Origin of the sequence: Caldicellulosiruptor naganoensis, from assembly GCF_026914285.1 — a bacterium.
GTDB classification, from domain to species: domain Bacteria; phylum Bacillota; class Thermoanaerobacteria; order Caldicellulosiruptorales; family Caldicellulosiruptoraceae; genus Caldicellulosiruptor; species Caldicellulosiruptor naganoensis.
Map to the genome: position 1 here is coordinate 202,478 of NZ_CP113864.1, position 16,723 is coordinate 219,200.

15 protein-coding genes and 1 CRISPR repeat array are annotated in these 16,723 nt (G+C 37.1%); of the genes, 8 read left to right on the forward strand and 7 right to left on the reverse strand.

Annotated elements, in window-relative coordinates; genetic code table 11:
- Positions 1-17: 17 nt before the first annotated feature.
- A complete protein-coding gene (hydG, locus tag OTJ99_RS00970; RefSeq protein ID WP_045164500.1) occupies positions 18-1,451 on the forward strand; it encodes a [FeFe] hydrogenase H-cluster radical SAM maturase HydG in 1,434 nt (477 codons plus the stop codon).
- A 45-nt stretch (positions 1,452-1,496) separates the two neighbouring features.
- Here hydG and OTJ99_RS00975 read toward each other — a convergent pair whose 3' ends face one another.
- Positions 1,497-1,883, reverse strand: a complete 387-nt coding sequence (locus OTJ99_RS00975) for a response regulator (protein ID WP_045164499.1) — start codon at positions 1,881-1,883, stop codon at positions 1,497-1,499.
- A gap of 157 nt (positions 1,884-2,040) precedes the next feature.
- Here OTJ99_RS00975 and OTJ99_RS00980 point away from each other — a divergent pair, with 157 nt between their 5' ends.
- Together OTJ99_RS00980 and rsmI are read left to right on the forward strand one after the other, a co-directional pair.
- Positions 2,041-2,754: a tRNA1(Val) (adenine(37)-N6)-methyltransferase gene (locus OTJ99_RS00980; RefSeq protein WP_045164498.1), complete on the forward strand. Its 714-nt coding sequence runs from the start codon at positions 2,041-2,043 to the stop codon at positions 2,752-2,754.
- A 7-nt stretch (positions 2,755-2,761) separates the two neighbouring features.
- Positions 2,762-3,622: a 16S rRNA (cytidine(1402)-2'-O)-methyltransferase gene (gene rsmI, locus OTJ99_RS00985; protein WP_045164536.1), complete on the forward strand. Its 861-nt coding sequence runs from the start codon at positions 2,762-2,764 to the stop codon at positions 3,620-3,622.
- A 66-nt stretch (positions 3,623-3,688) separates the two neighbouring features.
- Here rsmI and OTJ99_RS00990 read toward each other — a convergent pair whose 3' ends face one another.
- Positions 3,689-3,931, reverse strand: a complete 243-nt coding sequence (locus tag OTJ99_RS00990) for an AbrB/MazE/SpoVT family DNA-binding domain-containing protein (RefSeq protein ID WP_045164497.1) — start codon at positions 3,929-3,931, stop codon at positions 3,689-3,691.
- Between the two features lie 526 nt (positions 3,932-4,457).
- On the opposite strand from OTJ99_RS00990, the gene OTJ99_RS00995 reads away from it, so the two are divergent.
- Positions 4,458-6,203 (forward strand): peptidoglycan DD-metalloendopeptidase family protein, encoded by a 1,746-nt coding sequence (locus tag OTJ99_RS00995; protein WP_045164496.1) that lies wholly within the window; start codon positions 4,458-4,460, stop codon positions 6,201-6,203.
- Between the two features lie 83 nt (positions 6,204-6,286).
- On the opposite strand, the gene queC is transcribed toward OTJ99_RS00995, so the two are convergent.
- Genes queC through OTJ99_RS01010 form a run of 3 tightly spaced genes read right to left on the reverse strand, consistent with a single transcriptional unit; the run spans position 6,287 to position 7,795 of the window.
- Positions 6,287-6,955 carry a 7-cyano-7-deazaguanine synthase QueC gene (gene queC, locus OTJ99_RS01000; protein WP_045164495.1) on the reverse strand — a complete coding sequence of 223 codons (669 nt, stop codon included), beginning with the start codon at positions 6,953-6,955 and terminating at the stop codon, positions 6,287-6,289.
- A gap of 35 nt (positions 6,956-6,990) precedes the next feature.
- Positions 6,991-7,365 (reverse strand): RidA family protein, encoded by a 375-nt coding sequence (locus tag OTJ99_RS01005; protein WP_045164494.1) that lies wholly within the window; start codon positions 7,363-7,365, stop codon positions 6,991-6,993.
- A gap of 31 nt (positions 7,366-7,396) precedes the next feature.
- Positions 7,397-7,795: a zinc ribbon domain-containing protein gene (locus OTJ99_RS01010; protein ID WP_045164535.1), complete on the reverse strand. Its 399-nt coding sequence runs from the start codon at positions 7,793-7,795 to the stop codon at positions 7,397-7,399.
- 156 nt (positions 7,796-7,951) lie between these two features.
- Here OTJ99_RS01010 and OTJ99_RS01015 point away from each other — a divergent pair, with 156 nt between their 5' ends.
- Together OTJ99_RS01015 and OTJ99_RS01020 are read left to right on the forward strand one after the other, a co-directional pair.
- Positions 7,952-8,146 (forward strand): MoaD/ThiS family protein, encoded by a 195-nt coding sequence (locus OTJ99_RS01015; RefSeq protein WP_045164493.1) that lies wholly within the window; start codon positions 7,952-7,954, stop codon positions 8,144-8,146.
- A gap of 20 nt (positions 8,147-8,166) precedes the next feature.
- Positions 8,167-9,087, forward strand: a complete 921-nt coding sequence (locus OTJ99_RS01020; RefSeq protein ID WP_045164492.1) for a TIGR00269 family protein — start codon at positions 8,167-8,169, stop codon at positions 9,085-9,087.
- 83 nt (positions 9,088-9,170) lie between these two features.
- Here the strand turns inward: OTJ99_RS01020 and queE are convergent, their stop codons facing one another.
- Positions 9,171-9,827, reverse strand: a complete 657-nt coding sequence (gene queE / locus OTJ99_RS01025) for a putative 7-carboxy-7-deazaguanine synthase QueE (protein ID WP_045164491.1) — start codon at positions 9,825-9,827, stop codon at positions 9,171-9,173.
- Positions 9,828-9,980: 153 nt separating this feature from the next.
- Positions 9,981-11,213: a CRISPR direct-repeat array (repeat unit 30 nt; unit sequence GTTTCAATCCCCAAAGGGCAGGCTACAAAC).
- A gap of 375 nt (positions 11,214-11,588) precedes the next feature.
- Between queE and recD2 the strand changes: the two genes are divergently transcribed.
- Positions 11,589-13,814 (forward strand): SF1B family DNA helicase RecD2, encoded by a 2,226-nt coding sequence (recD2, locus tag OTJ99_RS01030; RefSeq protein WP_045164490.1) that lies wholly within the window; start codon positions 11,589-11,591, stop codon positions 13,812-13,814.
- Here the strand turns inward: recD2 and OTJ99_RS01035 are convergent.
- Positions 13,744-14,298, reverse strand: coding sequence for a biotin transporter BioY (locus tag OTJ99_RS01035; RefSeq protein WP_045164489.1), 555 nt, complete (start codon positions 14,296-14,298; stop codon positions 13,744-13,746). The two genes, recD2 and OTJ99_RS01035, sit on opposite strands and share 71 nt — an antisense overlap.
- 312 nt (positions 14,299-14,610) lie before the next feature.
- Between OTJ99_RS01035 and OTJ99_RS01040 the strand changes: the two genes are divergently transcribed.
- Positions 14,611-16,689 (forward strand): alpha-amylase family glycosyl hydrolase, encoded by a 2,079-nt coding sequence (locus OTJ99_RS01040; protein ID WP_045164488.1) that lies wholly within the window; start codon positions 14,611-14,613, stop codon positions 16,687-16,689.
- The last annotated feature ends 34 nt before the right edge of the window (positions 16,690-16,723 follow it).

Genomic DNA, 16,723 nt, shown 5'->3' on the forward strand with positions numbered 1-16,723 from the left:
TGGAGTGTGGTTTGAAAATGTTCAAAAAAGACCAGTGGGAAAGAGCTGAATTTATAAATGATGAGATGGTTTTTGAGATTCTTGAAAAGGGAAAACAAAACCAAGATAGGGCAGAAGATATAATTCAAAAAGCATTGAATCTGCATGGGCTTGAGCCAGAAGAAGTTGCAGCACTTCTTTATATAGATGATAAAGACCTTTTAGAAAAACTTTTCAAAGCTGCAAAGCAGGTAAAAGAGAGAATCTATGGAAAGAGAATTGTTCTTTTTGCCCCGCTTTACATCAGTAACTTTTGCGTAAATAATTGCCGCTATTGTGGCTATCACAGATCAAACACTAAAATGAAAAGAAGAAAACTTACTATGGATGAGATACGAAAAGAGGTTGAGATAATTGAATCTCTTGGGCACAAAAGAATTGCTCTTGAGCTTGGAGAAGACCCAAAAGAAGCTCCAATTGAATATGTTATAGATGCCATAAACACTATATACTCTGTTTACAAGGAAAAAGGCAATATCAGAAGAGTAAATGTCAACATTGCTGCAACCACAATTGAAGAATATAGAATGCTAAAAGAAGCAAAAATAGGCACATATGTGCTTTTCCAGGAAACATACCACAGGCCAACATATGAATACATGCACCCCGAAGGACCAAAATCAGATTACGATTGGCATACAATGGCAATGGACAGAGCAATGCAAGGCGGAATTGACGATGTTGGCTTAGGGGTTTTATTTGGGCTTTATGACTACAAGTTTGAGGTTGTAGGATTGATTTTACATGCAAAGCATTTAGAGGAGAGGTTTGGTGTTGGACCGCATACAATTTCTGTGCCACGAATTCGCCCTGCCGAAGGTGTTGAGGTGACAAAAGAGAAATATCCATACTTAGTATCTGATGACGAGTTCAAAAAAGTTGTTGCAATAATTCGACTTGCCGTGCCATACACAGGCATGATTTTATCAACAAGAGAAAGACCAGGGTTTAGGGAAGAGGTAATTGACCTTGGAATTTCTCAAATTAGCGCTGGGTCTTGTACAGGTGTTGGTGGATATACACTTGAGTACCAAGGAAAATCCACGGGTGATTTAGATGAAGATCTTGCACAGTTTGAAGTAGAAGATAAAAGAAGTCCTGATGAGGTCATAAGAACTCTTTGTGAGGCAGGTTATATTCCAAGCTACTGTACAGCTTGCTACAGAAGAGGAAGAACTGGGGATTTGTTTATGCAATATGCAAAGACAGGTGATATTCAAGACTTTTGCACTCCAAATGCGCTTTTGACTTTTATGGAATACTTAGAAGACTATGGCTCTGAGAAAACAAAGCAAATAGGAAGAGAGCTTATTTACAAGAGTCTTCTTGAAATCAAAGATGAAAAGATGAGGAAAGAGACAGAAAAAAGGCTTGAGATGATACGACAGGGTGAGAGAGATTTATACTTCTAACAGCTAAAAAAACTAAAAAACAATATAAAACATTAACGGGGCTATTTAAATTATAGCCCCGTTTTTGCTGTTTTGTTCATCTTCTATTTGTTTTATTATATGCTCAATTGCAAGTTTTGAAAATGGCTTTCGCACAAACTCATATGCTCCACATTTCTTGGCTTCTTTTTCAATATCTGGCTGAGATATTGCGGAGATTATAATGACCTTTACCTCGGGGACAATGTTTTTTAAGATACAAGTTGCTGTGAGGCCGTCCATATCAGGCATTGTAATATCAAGTGTGACAATATCAGGCTTTAGGTCTTCAATATGTTCGATGAGCTCTGATGCTGATGAAAATTCTGCAATAACTTGATGTCCTAATGAAGTGAATATGTCTTTTAGGATCTGTCTTATAAATTGGGCATCATCAACAATACAGATTTTCATGTTATATCTCCTCTTTGACATTGTCAAATATTTTCAATAGCACTATAATATATTATAATGCTTTTTCAGAAAAAAAACAACGCTGTTTATATAAAATTTTAAGAAAAAAAAATCAAGACTGTAATTTAAAAAAGTTTAAGTGTAAAGAGGTAAGACTATGCTTAGGAAGGAAAATCTTAAGATAGGTAACTATTCAATATATCAAGATACAGATTTTTTCTTATACGGAACAGATGCGGTTGTGCTCAGCGATTTTATTCAAGTTAAGAAAAATGACATTGTTGTTGAATTTGGGACAGGAAACTTGATAATTCCTATTCTGCTGTGGGCAAAAAACAAGAGATTCAAAAAGCTATACGCATTGGAGATTCAAAAAGAGGTATGTGAACTTGCAATTCTCAACAGGAATATAAACAACCTTCAAGACAAAATTGAGGTAATAAATGCGGATTTAAAGGATGCGCTAAAAATCTTTGGTTCAGAATTTGCAAATGTTGTTTTTACAAATCCGCCTTATAGAAAGGTAAACAGCGGTACAATAAATCCAAACATTAAAAAAGCTATTGCAAGGCATGAGATTATGTGCACAATCGAAGATGTTGTAAAAAGCGCTATGCAGATTCTAAAGTTTGGCGGAAGGTTCTATATGGTTTACAGAAGTGACAGACTTACTGATGCACTTTATTATCTCAGACTTTACAAGTTAGAGCCAAGTTTGATAAGATTTGTACACCAGAATAAAGATAAAGAGTCTTCGCTCGTTTTGATTGAGGCCAAAAAAGGCAAGCAGTGCACACTCAAAGTTGACAAGCCACTTTTTATTGATGAAATGGAATATTATGGTGAACTTGAAAAAGAAGATTCGGAGTGAGAAGAACTTGAGTGGAAAACTTTTTATAGTCGGAACACCAATTGGAAATCTTGATGATATATCAAAAAGGGCATTAGATACCCTCAACATGGTGGATTTTATAGCCTGTGAGGATACAAGGGTTACAATTAAGCTTTTGAACCATTTTGGAATTAAAAAAAAGCTTGTGTCTTACCATGAGTTTAGCTCCAAAGAAAGAGAAGATATGATAATAGAGGAACTTAAGAGTGGCAAGAAGATTGCCTTGGTATCAGATGCTGGAATGCCTCTTATCTCAGACCCAGGATATGAACTTGTAAGAAGGTGTATAAAAGAGGGAATTGACGTTACAGTAATTCCTGGCCCTTGTGCTTTTGTTTGTGCATTGGTAATTTCTGGACAAAATACTCGTAATTTCGTCTTTGAGGGGTTTTTGCCTAAAAATAAGAGATCAAAAAGAGAAAAACTTGAAAGTTTAAAATTTGAAAAAAGGACAATGGTGTTTTACGAAGCGCCTCACAAGCTTTTAGATACACTTTTACAGATGGCAGAGGTTTTTGGGAAGGATAGAGAGATTAGCATAGTGAAAGAGATCACGAAAATACACGAAAGTGTGATGCTAACAAGTATTGGTGAGGCAATAGAGTTTTTTAAGAAAAATCCCCCAAAAGGTGAGTATGTGATTATTGTAAGAGGATTTGAGGAGAGTGGCCAGCAAGACAGTAAGAGTTGTGACATGGGAGTTATAAAAAGTAAGCTTTATGAAAAAATATCTCGAGGACTTACCAAAAAAGAAGCTATAAAATTGGTGGCAGAAGAGCTGAAGATTGCCAAAAATATTGTTTACAAAGCTTCACTTGAACTTCAAGATTTTTTCAATAAAGAATAAAGGGTAGAGCCTTTTTATTTAAAAGCTCTACCCTTTTTACCAGGGAATATTATTCATCCTGCAAAATTAGCTCTTTTTGAGTTCCTCTAAGCAGTCTTTGCAAATATTTTTTCCTTTGTAGTAAACAACGTCTTTTGCATTTCCACAGAAGATACAAGCTGGTTCATACTTTCTGAGGATTATCTTGTCGTCCTCAACAAAGATCTCCAAAGCGTCCTTTTCTGCAATGTCAAGTGTTCTTCTGAGCTCAATTGGAAGAACTATTCTACCAAGCTCGTCAACCTTTCTTACGATACCTGTTGATTTCATTTTTTATCTGCCTCCTTTCTACAAATTTCGACATTTTTTTTACAATGCTATTATACCATTGTTTCAATTTTATGTCAAGAATTTTTTAAGTCTTTTTACAATATATTGTGAGACATCAAACTATAGCTTATATAGGTTTTATGTGAATATATTAGATTACTCCAGAGTTTTTGCACATTTTAGAATTTTTAAAAGTGTGTCTATCTAATTAGTGTAATAAAATAATTGTAACAAAAAGAAAGAAAAAACTGTAAATATGAATTGGCAAACTATCTCTTATGATTCGACATTTTTCGACAGTTGTTGACATATTACATGTTAAAAATGGTACCCGATATAACAGCTAAGTTAAAGACAAATTTTCTCTCTTTGTTGTGCTGGATACGAAAATCAAACAATATTTGCCTTTGACACATCAAACAATCTAAATTAAAATTAAAGTATAGTATTTTGCATACTCAACATAGTATAAATTATATAAGGGGATTATTAATACCCTTTTTATTTTTGTAAGGGGGGTGTTTTTGTGGCAAAGCATATGTCAAAAGGTAAATCAGCTGCCACAGCCACCGTTGCAGAAGAAAAAGCAAGATTTGTGTCAAAAAAACCTCAAGCTGCTGTAAAAGGAGAGGTTCATAAGGCTGATAGAAAAGCAGAAGAAAAAGAGAAGAAAGCTGGGTGCAAAGATAAAGCACTTGTTCAGCTAAAAACTCAATTTGCAAAAGAAGTAAATAAAATTAAAAGTAGCTGTGGTGGAAATTTGAAGTGGAATAAAATTCATTTAGATAGATTTTTGAGACAGATTAAAGTTGAAACAATAAATCCGGGAGAAACATATAAAAAATTTCAGAATAAATTTTCAAAGTTATTAGAAGGTATAATTTCTGAAATTTACAGAATTTTGTTGGGACTAAAGTACATAAAAAATGCACCAAATTATACTGAAATTGTTCTTAAGACAAAGATTTTTGCTACCTTGAGTTTGATGATAGTCACACTATTTTTGATTATCAAAATGCCCTCTACATACAAAAAAGCGTATGCAGTTGTTTTGAACAATCAGGTTGTAGGGTATGTAAAGAACAAGACAGAAGCACAAAACCTTCTTACCGAGATTGCAAAAGAAGTAAAGCAGAAGCACAACACCGACAGCTTTATCTTGCAAAACCAGATACAGCTGAAGGCTATAGAACCGGGCCAGTACCGTGAGACAAAAATTGATGATTTGAAAAGCACAATCATAGAAAAAGGAAAGGTGCTTGTAAAAAGGTATGCGCTCTTTGTTGATTCAAATCCGTATTTTGTTTTTGAAAACCCTAAGCTTCCAGGCAAAATTCTTGAGAGATTGAAAAGTGTCTATTATGGCAGCAAAGCATCCCAAGCAAGGTTTAAAGAAAAGGTAGAGGTAAAACCAGTTTATGTATCACCTGATATGAAAGTAGCCGATGAAGAAAGTGCATTTACCAAGATTATGTTTGGGAAAGACCAGGTGATAGAATATATAGTCAAAGAAGGAGACACTCTTTGGGATCTGTCAAGAAAATATAACCTTTCAGTGGATGATATATTTGCGTCAAACCCGGGACTTTCAGAGAAGATTATGCCTGGGCAAAAGATAAGACTTACAAAGGCAACACCTCTTATAAATGTTATGCTTGAAAAAGAAGTAGAATATGAAGAAGTGATTCCGAAGAAAGTAAATGTTGTAAAATCAGATAAGTATTATACTACTCAGACAATTGTCAAACAAGAAGGTAAAGATGGCAAGGCAAAGATTCGAGCAAAGATCGTGTATATGAATGGGCTTGAATATGACAGACAGATTATTTCTCAGCAGGTTATACAAAAACCTGTTGAGAGGATTGTTGTAGTTGGTACCAAAAAACCACCTGCATACTTTGCGACGGGAAGGTTTTCATTCCCAGCTTGGGGGACGTTGACATCAAGGTTTGGCTACAGGGGAAGAGGTTTTCACGAGGGAATTGACATTGCTATGCCATGGGGTTCAAATGTATATGCAGCAGACGGCGGCGTTGTTGAATTTACAGGCTGGTCAGGCGGATATGGAAAGCTTATTATTATAAACCATCAAAATGGATATCAGACATACTATGGACATCTTAGTAAGATTTTGGTCTCGCCGGGACAGAAAGTTGCAAAAGGGCAGCTGATTGCAAAAAGTGGTTCAACTGGGCGTAGCACAGGGCCGCATCTTCACTTTGAAGTGAGGAAAAATGGAGTGCCACAAAATCCTTTGAGGTATTTGAGATAAAGTATAGAGAATAATAAATGGGCTGGCCACTTCTCAAAAAACTTGTGGTCAGCCCATTTTAGTTTGCTGTACAATATTTACCTTTATTCCCACTCAATTTCAACCTCATATTCGATTGGATCTTTTACTCCTACCTTTTTGAAGGCTTCTATTCGCTCTGTACATGTTCCACATCTTCCACATGCTTTTTGTCCACCTTTGTAACAAGACCAGGTAAGGGAGTAGTCAACGCCAAGTTTTAGTCCAATATTTAATATATCCTCTTTTTTCAAATCAATATAAGGTGCTTCAAGCTCAACAGTATGATAATCACAAAGATAAATTGCCTTTTTCATTGCCTCAACAAATTCCTTTCTGCAATCAGGATAGATTGGATGGTCGCCAGCATGTGCACCATAAAAGAGCTTTTGTGCTTTAATTGAAATTGCATAAGCTGTTGCAAGGCTTAATAGCACCATGTTGCGATTTGGCACAACTGTCTGCTTCATAGTCTCATCTGTGTAATATCCTTCAGGTATCTGCCAGCTTGCCACAGTTAAGGCGGATGGTGCTAATTCTGCAAAAAAGGATATGTCAACAATTTTGTGTGGAACTTTCAAAAGCTCGCAGGTTTTTTTTGCAAACTCAAGCTCTTTGGCATGTTTTTGACCATAATTAAAGCTTATAGCGTATGTTTCATACCCTTTGTTTTTGACATCATACAAAAGTGTGGTTGAATCCATGCCACCAGATAGCACAACTAAAGCTCTCATTTTTTGAAAATAACACTTCCTTTCTTTTTAGACTTTTACTTTGCAGCAATAACATCAACTTCAACCAAAGCACCCGGCAAAAGTTTTGCTTCTACAGTTGTCCTTGCTGGATAGTTTTGTGTAAAAATAGTAGCATATACCTCATTGAACTTTGCAAAGTCAGACAAGTTTGCAAGATATACAGTTACTTTCACAACATCGTCAAAGCAAAATCCAGCTTCTTTTAGTATAGCCCCAATGTTTTTAAACACAAGCTCAGTTTGAGATTTTATATCATCACCCTCTATTTTTCCTGTTTGTGGATTTATGGCAAGCTGACCAGATACAAATAGCGTATTGTTAATTAAAATGGCATGTGAATACGGACCAACTGGTTTTGGAGCATCGTTTGCCACTATACACTTTTTCATTTCTATTCTTAGTTCTCCTTTCTTGAGGTTTTTATCCTAATTTTTGACCGCAATATGGGCAGTACAAAAAGTTTTTTGAAACTCTATTTCCGCAGTTTGGACAAAAATCAGAGCCAACGCCACTGTGGTCTGTTGTTTGAAAATCTCTGAACAGTTCAACATCAGCAAGGGTAATAGATATGTTTGCACCACGTTCTAAGTCGTGTGCAAGTTCTGGGTTTGTGATAATATATATCTTTGAACAGCAGCTTGTTTGGATAAAATACCGTGTGTTCCATCGGAAAATTGGTATGAAAAAGAAATGGAAATAGTTGTATACTTTAAAGAGTGTATGTGTCCCCTTGCGAGTGCAAAATGGGCAGATCTCCACATCTATTTGTCGGATAGCTTTTGCCTTTTCTTCTATGCCAAAGATTCCTATAAAGAACATTGCTTTTAAAATCAACTCCGTAAAAATATTCTTTTTATATTTTATCATTTTAGCACTTCTTTTCAACTTCCGAAAGAAACAAAAAATTTATTATGATATAATTTATGTATGCTATAATTACTGACAATGCATTTATTTAAAAGGAGGGTTGGCAAAGTGACAGTAATATTTGTTGGTTCAAATAAACAAGTTACTGTAAAAGGGCCAAAGTCGGCTGAAAAGGTGGCAAAGGAGCTTGGAGTAAGCCTGGAATCGCATGTTTTTATTAAAGATGGTGAAATTGTTGCACCAGATGAAATTCTGCAGGATGAAGACACAGTAGAAGTGATTTCGGCAATCTCTGGAGGTTAACAAAAAGGGGGATTGATTAGTTGAAGTGTATAAGGTGTAAACAAAAAGCAAAGATTTTGCTCAAAAGACACAACGCAGCATTTTGTGATAACTGCTTTTTGTATTATTACAGAAATCAGGTAAGCAAAAACATCAAAAGACACAGGATGTTTGACAAAAAGGACAGGATTTTGGTGGTCATCTCCGGTGGCAAAGACAGTATGGCGCTGTGGGATGTTTTGATAAAAGAAGGCTATGATGTTGTTGCTATGTATATAAATCTTGGGATAGGGGAGTATTCCAACAGGTCACAAGAGGTTGTTGAGAAGTTTGCAAGCGTTCATAATCTTCCACTTATTGTGAAGGACATCAAAAAAGAGTATGGACTTGATATATACAAGCTTTCAAAGACTTTGAAACGAAGCCCTTGTTCAATCTGCGGGTCAATTAAAAGGTATCTATTTAACAAAGTGGCATACGATGGAGGATTTTCGGCTGTTGCAACAGGTCACAACTTAGATGATGAGGCAGCAACACTTTTGGGAAATGTGCTCAGCTGGGAAGAAGGGTACCTTGCAAGGCAGGCCCCAGTACTACCTCAAACTCATCCAAAGCTTATAAAGAAAGTAAAGCCTCTTTATACTTTGACAGAAAGAGAAAACCTCTACTATGTGCTTTTAAACAAGATTGAGTTTTTGCATGAGGAGTGTCCTCACTCTGTTGGCGCACGTTCAATACTTTACAAAGAAGTGTTAAACAGGCTTGAAGAGAAAAGTCCGGGTACAAAGCAAAGGTTTATAAATAGTTTTCTTGAAAAAGGAAGAAAGCATTTTCAGGATGTTGCTGAAAAACTTGAACTGAGAGAGTGCAAAACTTGCGGTCAGGTTACAACAACAGAGGAATGTTCGTTTTGCAGGTTTGTGCGAATTTGCAATCAGCAGGAAAAGCAGCAGGATGTTTGAAATAGACAAGGGCTGGCAGTTAATTGATCTTTTCACCTATTTCCTTGCCAGCCCTTTTGGCTTTTTTGATCATATCGATTTTTTCAGACTCCTCTTTCTCTATCTGGCCAGATTATTTTGTGAAGCTGAAGCTGAAGCCGGCAGTTTTGAAGCTTGTTTTGTATCATAAAATCCACAATTTCTTTTGGTTCGATTTTTCCATACACCGGGCTAAAATAGATGTTACAGCTTGGCTCAAATGTGCGGATTATTTCAACAGCCCTTTGCAAATCTTGTCTTGTCCCCACAACAAATTTTAAAACGTCCTGCTTTCCAAGATGCTTTATGTTTTCAAGGAACATCTTATCTTCCATGCCGCTGGATGGACATTTGTAGTCCATTGTGATAATGGCATTTCTGTTCACATCTCTTATATCAACAGACCCATTTGTTTCAATATTAACTTCAAAGCCTTCTTTGATAAAAGCGTCAATGAGCTCATGTATATGAGGCTGTATCAAAGGCTCACCGCCTGTCAGCGTAACTTTTTTAAAACCTGTTGATTTTGCATATTCGAGTATTTGTTGGGCAGCCATCTGGTCATATTCAGGGTTTTGAGTGGCATATTTTGTATCACAAAAAGAGCAAGAGAGATTGCACCCTGCAAATCTGATAAAAATGGCCGGATACCCACTTCTTATTCCTTCACCTTCAATGCTGACAAACTTTTCAACAACTTTAAAAGATGCTTTGTCCAACATCTTTTCCACCCTGCACTTTGTGGTTTTTGATAGTTATAAGATTAATATACACATAAGAAAAATGCAACAAAAAAGCCACCTCTTGAATATACCCAAGAGATGGCAAAATTTCAAATGAGCTTATTTATCAGCATCCAGGCAGGACACAAAACCAACTCTATCCCCCAACGGCAGGCTACAAACCAAAGCGGTAGTTTGGTTAATACAGGAACAGCAGGAACTTTATTTCAATCCCCAAAAGGCAGGCTACAAACCAAGAGAAATGGGAGTATCAAAAAATGCTTACATCAGTTTCAATCCCCAAAGGGCAGGCTACAAACCGAAATAATATCATATCCAATTAACGGCAAAAAATAGTTTCAATCCCCAAAGGGCAGGCTACAAACGCGTATCAGGGTGCAACTGGAGACCCTGCTTGGTTAGTTTCAATCCCCAAAGGGCAGGCTACAAACTATTAAGGATAGGGATATAACAAGGTTTGAAGTGACTTGTTTCAATCCCCAAAGGGCAGGCTACAAACTCTGTGATGAAAGGCAGGTGAGACAATGCCTAATGAGTTTCAATCCCCAAAGGGCAGGCTACAAACAAACGAAAACAAACTACTACCAACATTACAAGGTTGCTTGTTTCAATCCCCAAAGGGCAGGCTACAAACAAATATATAGGTCGTGTGTAGGTTGTATTTGAAAGGAGGGTTTCAATCCCCAAAGGGCAGGCTACAAACAATTGACTGTTAAGAAGCTTATTGATATTAGTGTTGGTTTCAATCCCCAAAGGGCAGGCTACAAACAACCGCGAAGCTTACAGGCGAAGCTGGAGCTCTACGTTTCAATCCCCAAAGGGCAGGCTACAAACACCTGTGCCTTATGATGTACCAGAAAATTATCCTGCGTTTCAATCCCCAAAGGGCAGGCTACAAACTTGCGAAGTTATTCTTTAACACACTGTGTTTTTACTTGTTTCAATCCCCAAAGGGCAGGCTACAAACAGAGGAGTAGTGAAAAGATTAAGAGAGGTAGATTTTGGGTTTCAATCCCCAAAGGGCAGGCTACAAACTCTCGCAGAGTAGGAAGTTGGGGTATGATGTAATTCGTTTCAATCCCCAAAGGGCAGGCTACAAACTACATATGCAAATCTAACACGTGTTAATCCAAAAGCGTTTCAATCCCCAAAGGGCAGGCTACAAACTATCACCTTCTGGGATTGCCATATACAATTTATTTTGTTTCAATCCCCAAAGGGCAGGCTACAAACCATGGACGTACACAGCTACAGGAGAGAGTATGCTGAGTTTCAATCCCCAAAGGGCAGGCTACAAACAAATAGAGTTTGTAGAATATTATTACTACCAGAGAAGTTTCAATCCCCAAAGGGCAGGCTACAAACTCGTTAAATAGCTTGATTTTATTATATCAAGATTATACACACATGTCAATGTTTTTATATCAAAACATCTGTGGATAAGTCATCTCAACAGAGGAAAATCAAACAACAGAAGCACATAAGCCTTTTCCGTCTATCCAGCTGCTGCCAGCAATTTGATCTAATCCATGCACTGCAAGCCTGAAACCGAATACAAATCAAGCCTCAAAATTTTGCAACTGGAGGTCGACAGATATGACTTTTAGTCAAAATGAAACATAATGCGATATGTTGTGCATATATATTCTGCAGAAAATGTTTTCTTGAGAATGTCCTTAGTTTGGAGTAATATATAATTTAGCAAATAAACTGCTGCAAAGAGAGGATAAAACATCAAAGATGCTTCAGGATATAAAAGGAATGGTAAGCGATATAATATACAAGAACTTAGAGAACAACTACACAGTGTTTGAGATACTCTGTGATGATGAGGTTTTCACAGCAGTGGGAGTTGTGCCAGACATTGCGATTGGTGAAAAGGTAAAGGTGTACGGAGAGTTTTATGTCCATCCTGTCTATGGTCAGCAGCTTAAAGTTGCATACCTTGAAAAGCTTTTGCCAGAGACAAAGGATGAGATTTACCTCTACCTTTCTTCAGGTGTCATCAAAGGCATTGGGCAGAAGACTGCAAAGAGGATTGTTGATACATTTGGCGATGATACAATGAGAGTTTTGCAGGAAGAGCCAGAAAAGCTTCTTTCAATCCGCGGGATGACACCTGAGAAAGTTGAAAGGATAAAGAATATGTTTTCATTCCAGAAGTTTTTGAAAGACATCATGACAATATTCTCCCAGTACGGACTTTCACAGAACCATGCAATGAGGCTTTTTAAACTCTATGGTTTTTCAGCTTTGGGGCTACTTTATGACAACCCCTATTTTTTGCTTGACGTATTTCCAGAACTTGACTTTAAGAAGGTAGACAGGCTTGCACTTGATATGGAAGTTAAGATAGATGATGCAAGAAGAATCTCTGCAAAGATTATAAATCTTTTGAACATAGGCAGCAATAATGAAGGACACACATGCCTTCCGAAAGAAAAACTCATTTTGCTTGTTTCAAAGGCATTGGAAATAGATGTTGAAAAAGTAGAAGAAACACTTGAGAGCCTTGTAAAAGCCAGAAGAGTTGTTATTGACACGATAGATGGTATTGAGATGGTTTTTCTGTTTGGATTTTACGAATGTGAAAGGTTTATTGCTGACAAGATTTTTTCTATGCTAAGACAACACGAGGACATTTCTAACATAGACGAAAAAGTTGCTGAATTTGAGAAGAAAAACAACATAGTATTTTCACAAAATCAGAAAAAAGCTATTAGGATGGCTTTAACTGAGGGTGTGAGCATAATTACAGGAGGACCTGGCACAGGAAAGACTACAATTATAAAATGTATAATTGACATATTTGAACAGGAAGGCAAGAAGGTTTTTCTTTGCGCACCAACTGGAAGGGCAGCAAAGAGGATGCAAGCAGCCTGCCAGAAAGAGGCAAAGACTATTCACAGACTTTTGGAAATGACTGTAACAGACTCTCAAGTATTTTTTCAAAAAGGGCCCAATAATCCTTTGAAATGTGATGTCATTATAGTTGATGAGATGAGCATGGTAGACAGCTACATCATGTACTATCTTCTTTCTGCAACAAAAGATACAACAAGACTTGTTTTAGTTGGCGATAAAGACCAGCTTCCTTCTGTTGGTGCAGGAAATATCTTAAAAGACCTGATAAGAAGCGATGTTGTTCCATATGTAAGGCTTACTGAAGTGTACAGGCAAAGTGAAGACAGCTTTATAGTTCTAAATGCACACAGGATAAACAATGGAGAGTTTCCGCACCTTCAGAAAAACAGCGATTTTTATTTCATTCAAAAAAATTCTCAAGAGGAAATACTAAAGACCATTGTTGAGCTTGTAACAAGAAAACTCCCAAGCTACTTGTCAGCCGACCCGCTGACAGACATTCAGGTTTTGTGTCCTTCTAAAAAAGGAATTGTTGGAATGTATAATATAAACAGGGTACTTCAGCAGTATTTAAATCCCAAAGATGGGTCCAAAAAGGAGATTGTGTACAAAGAGAACACCTTCAGAGTTGGCGACAAGGTTATGCAGATTAAAAACAACTACTCGCTTGAGTTTACAATTATTGAAGGTGAGGAGAAAGGTAAGGTCTCAACAGGGATATTCAACGGCGATATTGGGGTTATTAAGGACATTGACAGGGCAGGCGGTGCAATGGAGATTGTATTTGACGATGACAAGCTTGTATTTTACGACTTTTCGCTCTTGGATGACTTGGAACTTTCTTATGCAATGACAGTTCACAAATCCCAAGGGTCTGAGTTTAGGTGCATTGTAATGCCAGTTGTTGAGACCTACCCGATTTTAATGACAAGAAACCTTCTGTACACAGCAGTTACGCGCGCAAAAGAGCTTGTTGTGCTGGTGGGTAAAAAAAGTGCCTTGGAGTACATGATAGCAAACCAAAAAGAGGCTATGCGATATTCAGCACTTTACGACTTTTTAAAAAGGAAGCTAAAAGATACGCAATTGCAAGCTTTATGATATCAGGTATTACAAATGGTGCAACACCTACCAAAAAAGCCTTTTTTAAAGTAAGATGAGCAGCAGCTGCTAAAAACAAAAATCCCAATGTATAAATTAAGCACAGACCAACAATGAGAGCAAAAGCTGCGTTTATAATATCGTTTTTTATTGGCTTTTTTGTATTTATATAGCTTGTTACAAATGCAGCAATTGGAAAAGCTATTAAATACCCACCTGTTGGTCCAACAAATTTAGAGAGCCCACCAGAAAATCCTGCAAAAACAGGGACCCCAACAGCACCTAAAAGGTCATAGACAAGAAGGCTTAAAAAAGCATACTTTGGTGGCAAAATTAAGCTTGCCAAGAAAATTGCAAAAACTTGCATAGTAAACGGCACAGGACCGATTGGAATAGAGATTTGGCTACATGCAGCAACTACTGCTGCAAAAAGGGCAGAGAGAACAAGCATTTTTGTTGTATATGTGCTCTTTGTATTTTCCATATTTTTTTTGCCTCCTTAATGTAAACTCATTATTTTAAAATGGTTTACTAAAAATATAGCAATAAAAAAGAGGTTTGTCAAGGATATTTCATAACACAATTTCCCTTTTCCCGTTTACAAATACAAAAGCCCTCCATCCAGTATAAAGCTGTTATGTAAATTTTCTCAATGTGAAGGAACCACTTTTTTAATAAAAATTCTTCTATCCAATTGTGTGACAATATGATATAATATTCCTAACAAGATGCAAACGTTTGCTAACACAAAAATTGATTTTGCATGCACTAAAAAAGCAGAAAGGAGAGAGTTCTTTTGCAAAATTCCAGTCTTCTAAAATTGCTTCAGATTCTCAAAGAAAAATCTGAGAAGTGGGACAAAACAAATGACTATAGAATTCCAAAGATATGGGATAGTTTCAACTATTCAGGTGAGAAAAAAAGAGAAAATTCTGATGGCACAATTTCGGTAAATCCTTATAACTTTCTATATGAATGCATAACAAAAGCTATTTTGCCCTATGCAGATTCAAATACTAATTACCTGCAATCGTTAGCACAAATTGAAAGGAAAAAAGGATCTTCTTCAACTACTCAAGGCAGCTGGATTAAAAAAAGTAGCATCTATGGAATGCAGATTAGGACAAGCTCAGCCTGGGATCATGACAGCGATGGAGAGTTAAAACTTGAAAATGAATTTGGACTTAAAGACACTGGAACTTTCGTTAAAACAATTGCGCTTTTGCCTCTTATCAAAAAGATGGGGTTTGATACCATTTATACCCTTCCCATTACCAAAAACAGCACAAGATACAAAAAGGGCGAGATGGGTTCGCCTTATGCGGTTAAAAACTTTTTTGAGCTTGACCCTATTTTAAAAGACCCTATGACAGATGAGCTTTCAATAGAAGAAGAGTTTGCAGCCCTTATTGAAGCTTGTCACATACTTGGAATAAGATTTGTTATAGACATAATACCGCGAACATCTGCAAGGGATTCAGATTTTATCTTAGAACATCCTGATTGGTTTTACTGGATAAAAGTCTCAGACAGAGAAAAATACGGTCCGCCAAAGCTAACACTGATAAAAGAGTTCACAAAGGCAGATGAGTCTAACATTGAACTTATCTACAAAGACCCAGCTGTAAAGGAGCATCTGAAGCTTTTTGTACAATCACCTGATAAGTTCGCACCTGAAAAGTGGGAAAAAATAAAAAAGGTTTGCAAGCAAAATCCAGATAGAGACTTTTTTGAGCTGATAGAAAAGGAAATAGGTCTTACAACTGCGCCTGCGTTTTCTGACTGCCTGAACGACCCACAGCCGCCCTGGACAGATGTTACATACCTCAGGCTTTATTTAGACCATCCTGTGCAGTCTGCAAAATACGTAGATCAAGACCAGCCACCTTATATTCTTTTTGATACTATAAGGGCAAATATTTTCAAAGGTAAAAAGCCAAACATTGAGCTTTGGGAAAGGATTTCAAACATCATTGTACATTACCAGCAGAAGTTTGGGATTGATGGTGCGCGAATAGATATGGGCCATGCACTGCCAAAAGAGCTGGAAGACATGATAATCACCAAGGCAAAAGAAGTGGATCCTGATTTTTGCTTTATTGCAGAAGAGCTAAGTTTGAACGGCGACAAGAAAGCAAAAGAGTCAGGCTATGATATGATAATTGGAGATGTTTGGGCAAGAGAGCCGAGGTATTATGAGGGAAATCTCAAAAAGATGATAGACAAGCTTTTGAAATTAAAACTTCCTGTTTTTGCAGCATCTGAGATTCCAGACAGTCCGCGGGCGGCATCAAGGGTAGGCGGCAAGGATTTTTCAAGGTTCTCTGTGGTTCTAAACAACTTTTTACCAAATGCAGTTTTCTTCTTGACATCAGGGCAAGAGGTTTTTGAAGTCCAGCCGATGAACTTAGGACTTGACCCACAGCCAGATGGAAGGTTTAAACTTTCTAAGTCTGACCCGCTTTACGGCAAGCTTGCATTTTTTGACAGGTATGCTCTTCACTGGACAAATGAAGATGCAGAAGAGATGATAGAACTGATTTCTACCGTCTCAAAAATAAGAAAAAGGTATGTTGATTTTATTAAACCTGAAAATTTCATTAAGTTTCCATACAACAGCAAATTTGTCATTGCCTTTGGCTACAAGCTTGAGCTGAAGGAAGAGAAGTATTTGATTGTCATTGCAAATGCTGATTTGCTAAGAGCAAAGAGAGTAGAAATTAATTTAGAAAAGGCACAGCTTGGCTTGGCAAGAGAAATAAAAGAAGTTGACACGCTATTTGCTCTTAAAAGTACCAGCCCTGTGAAGTTTCAAGATCTAAAACTCAGCATCTTTTTAGAGCCTTTGGATATAAAAATTGTTTTAGCAAAATAAAAAGAGGGGGCTTTGTTTCCAAAAAAGGTGGGTG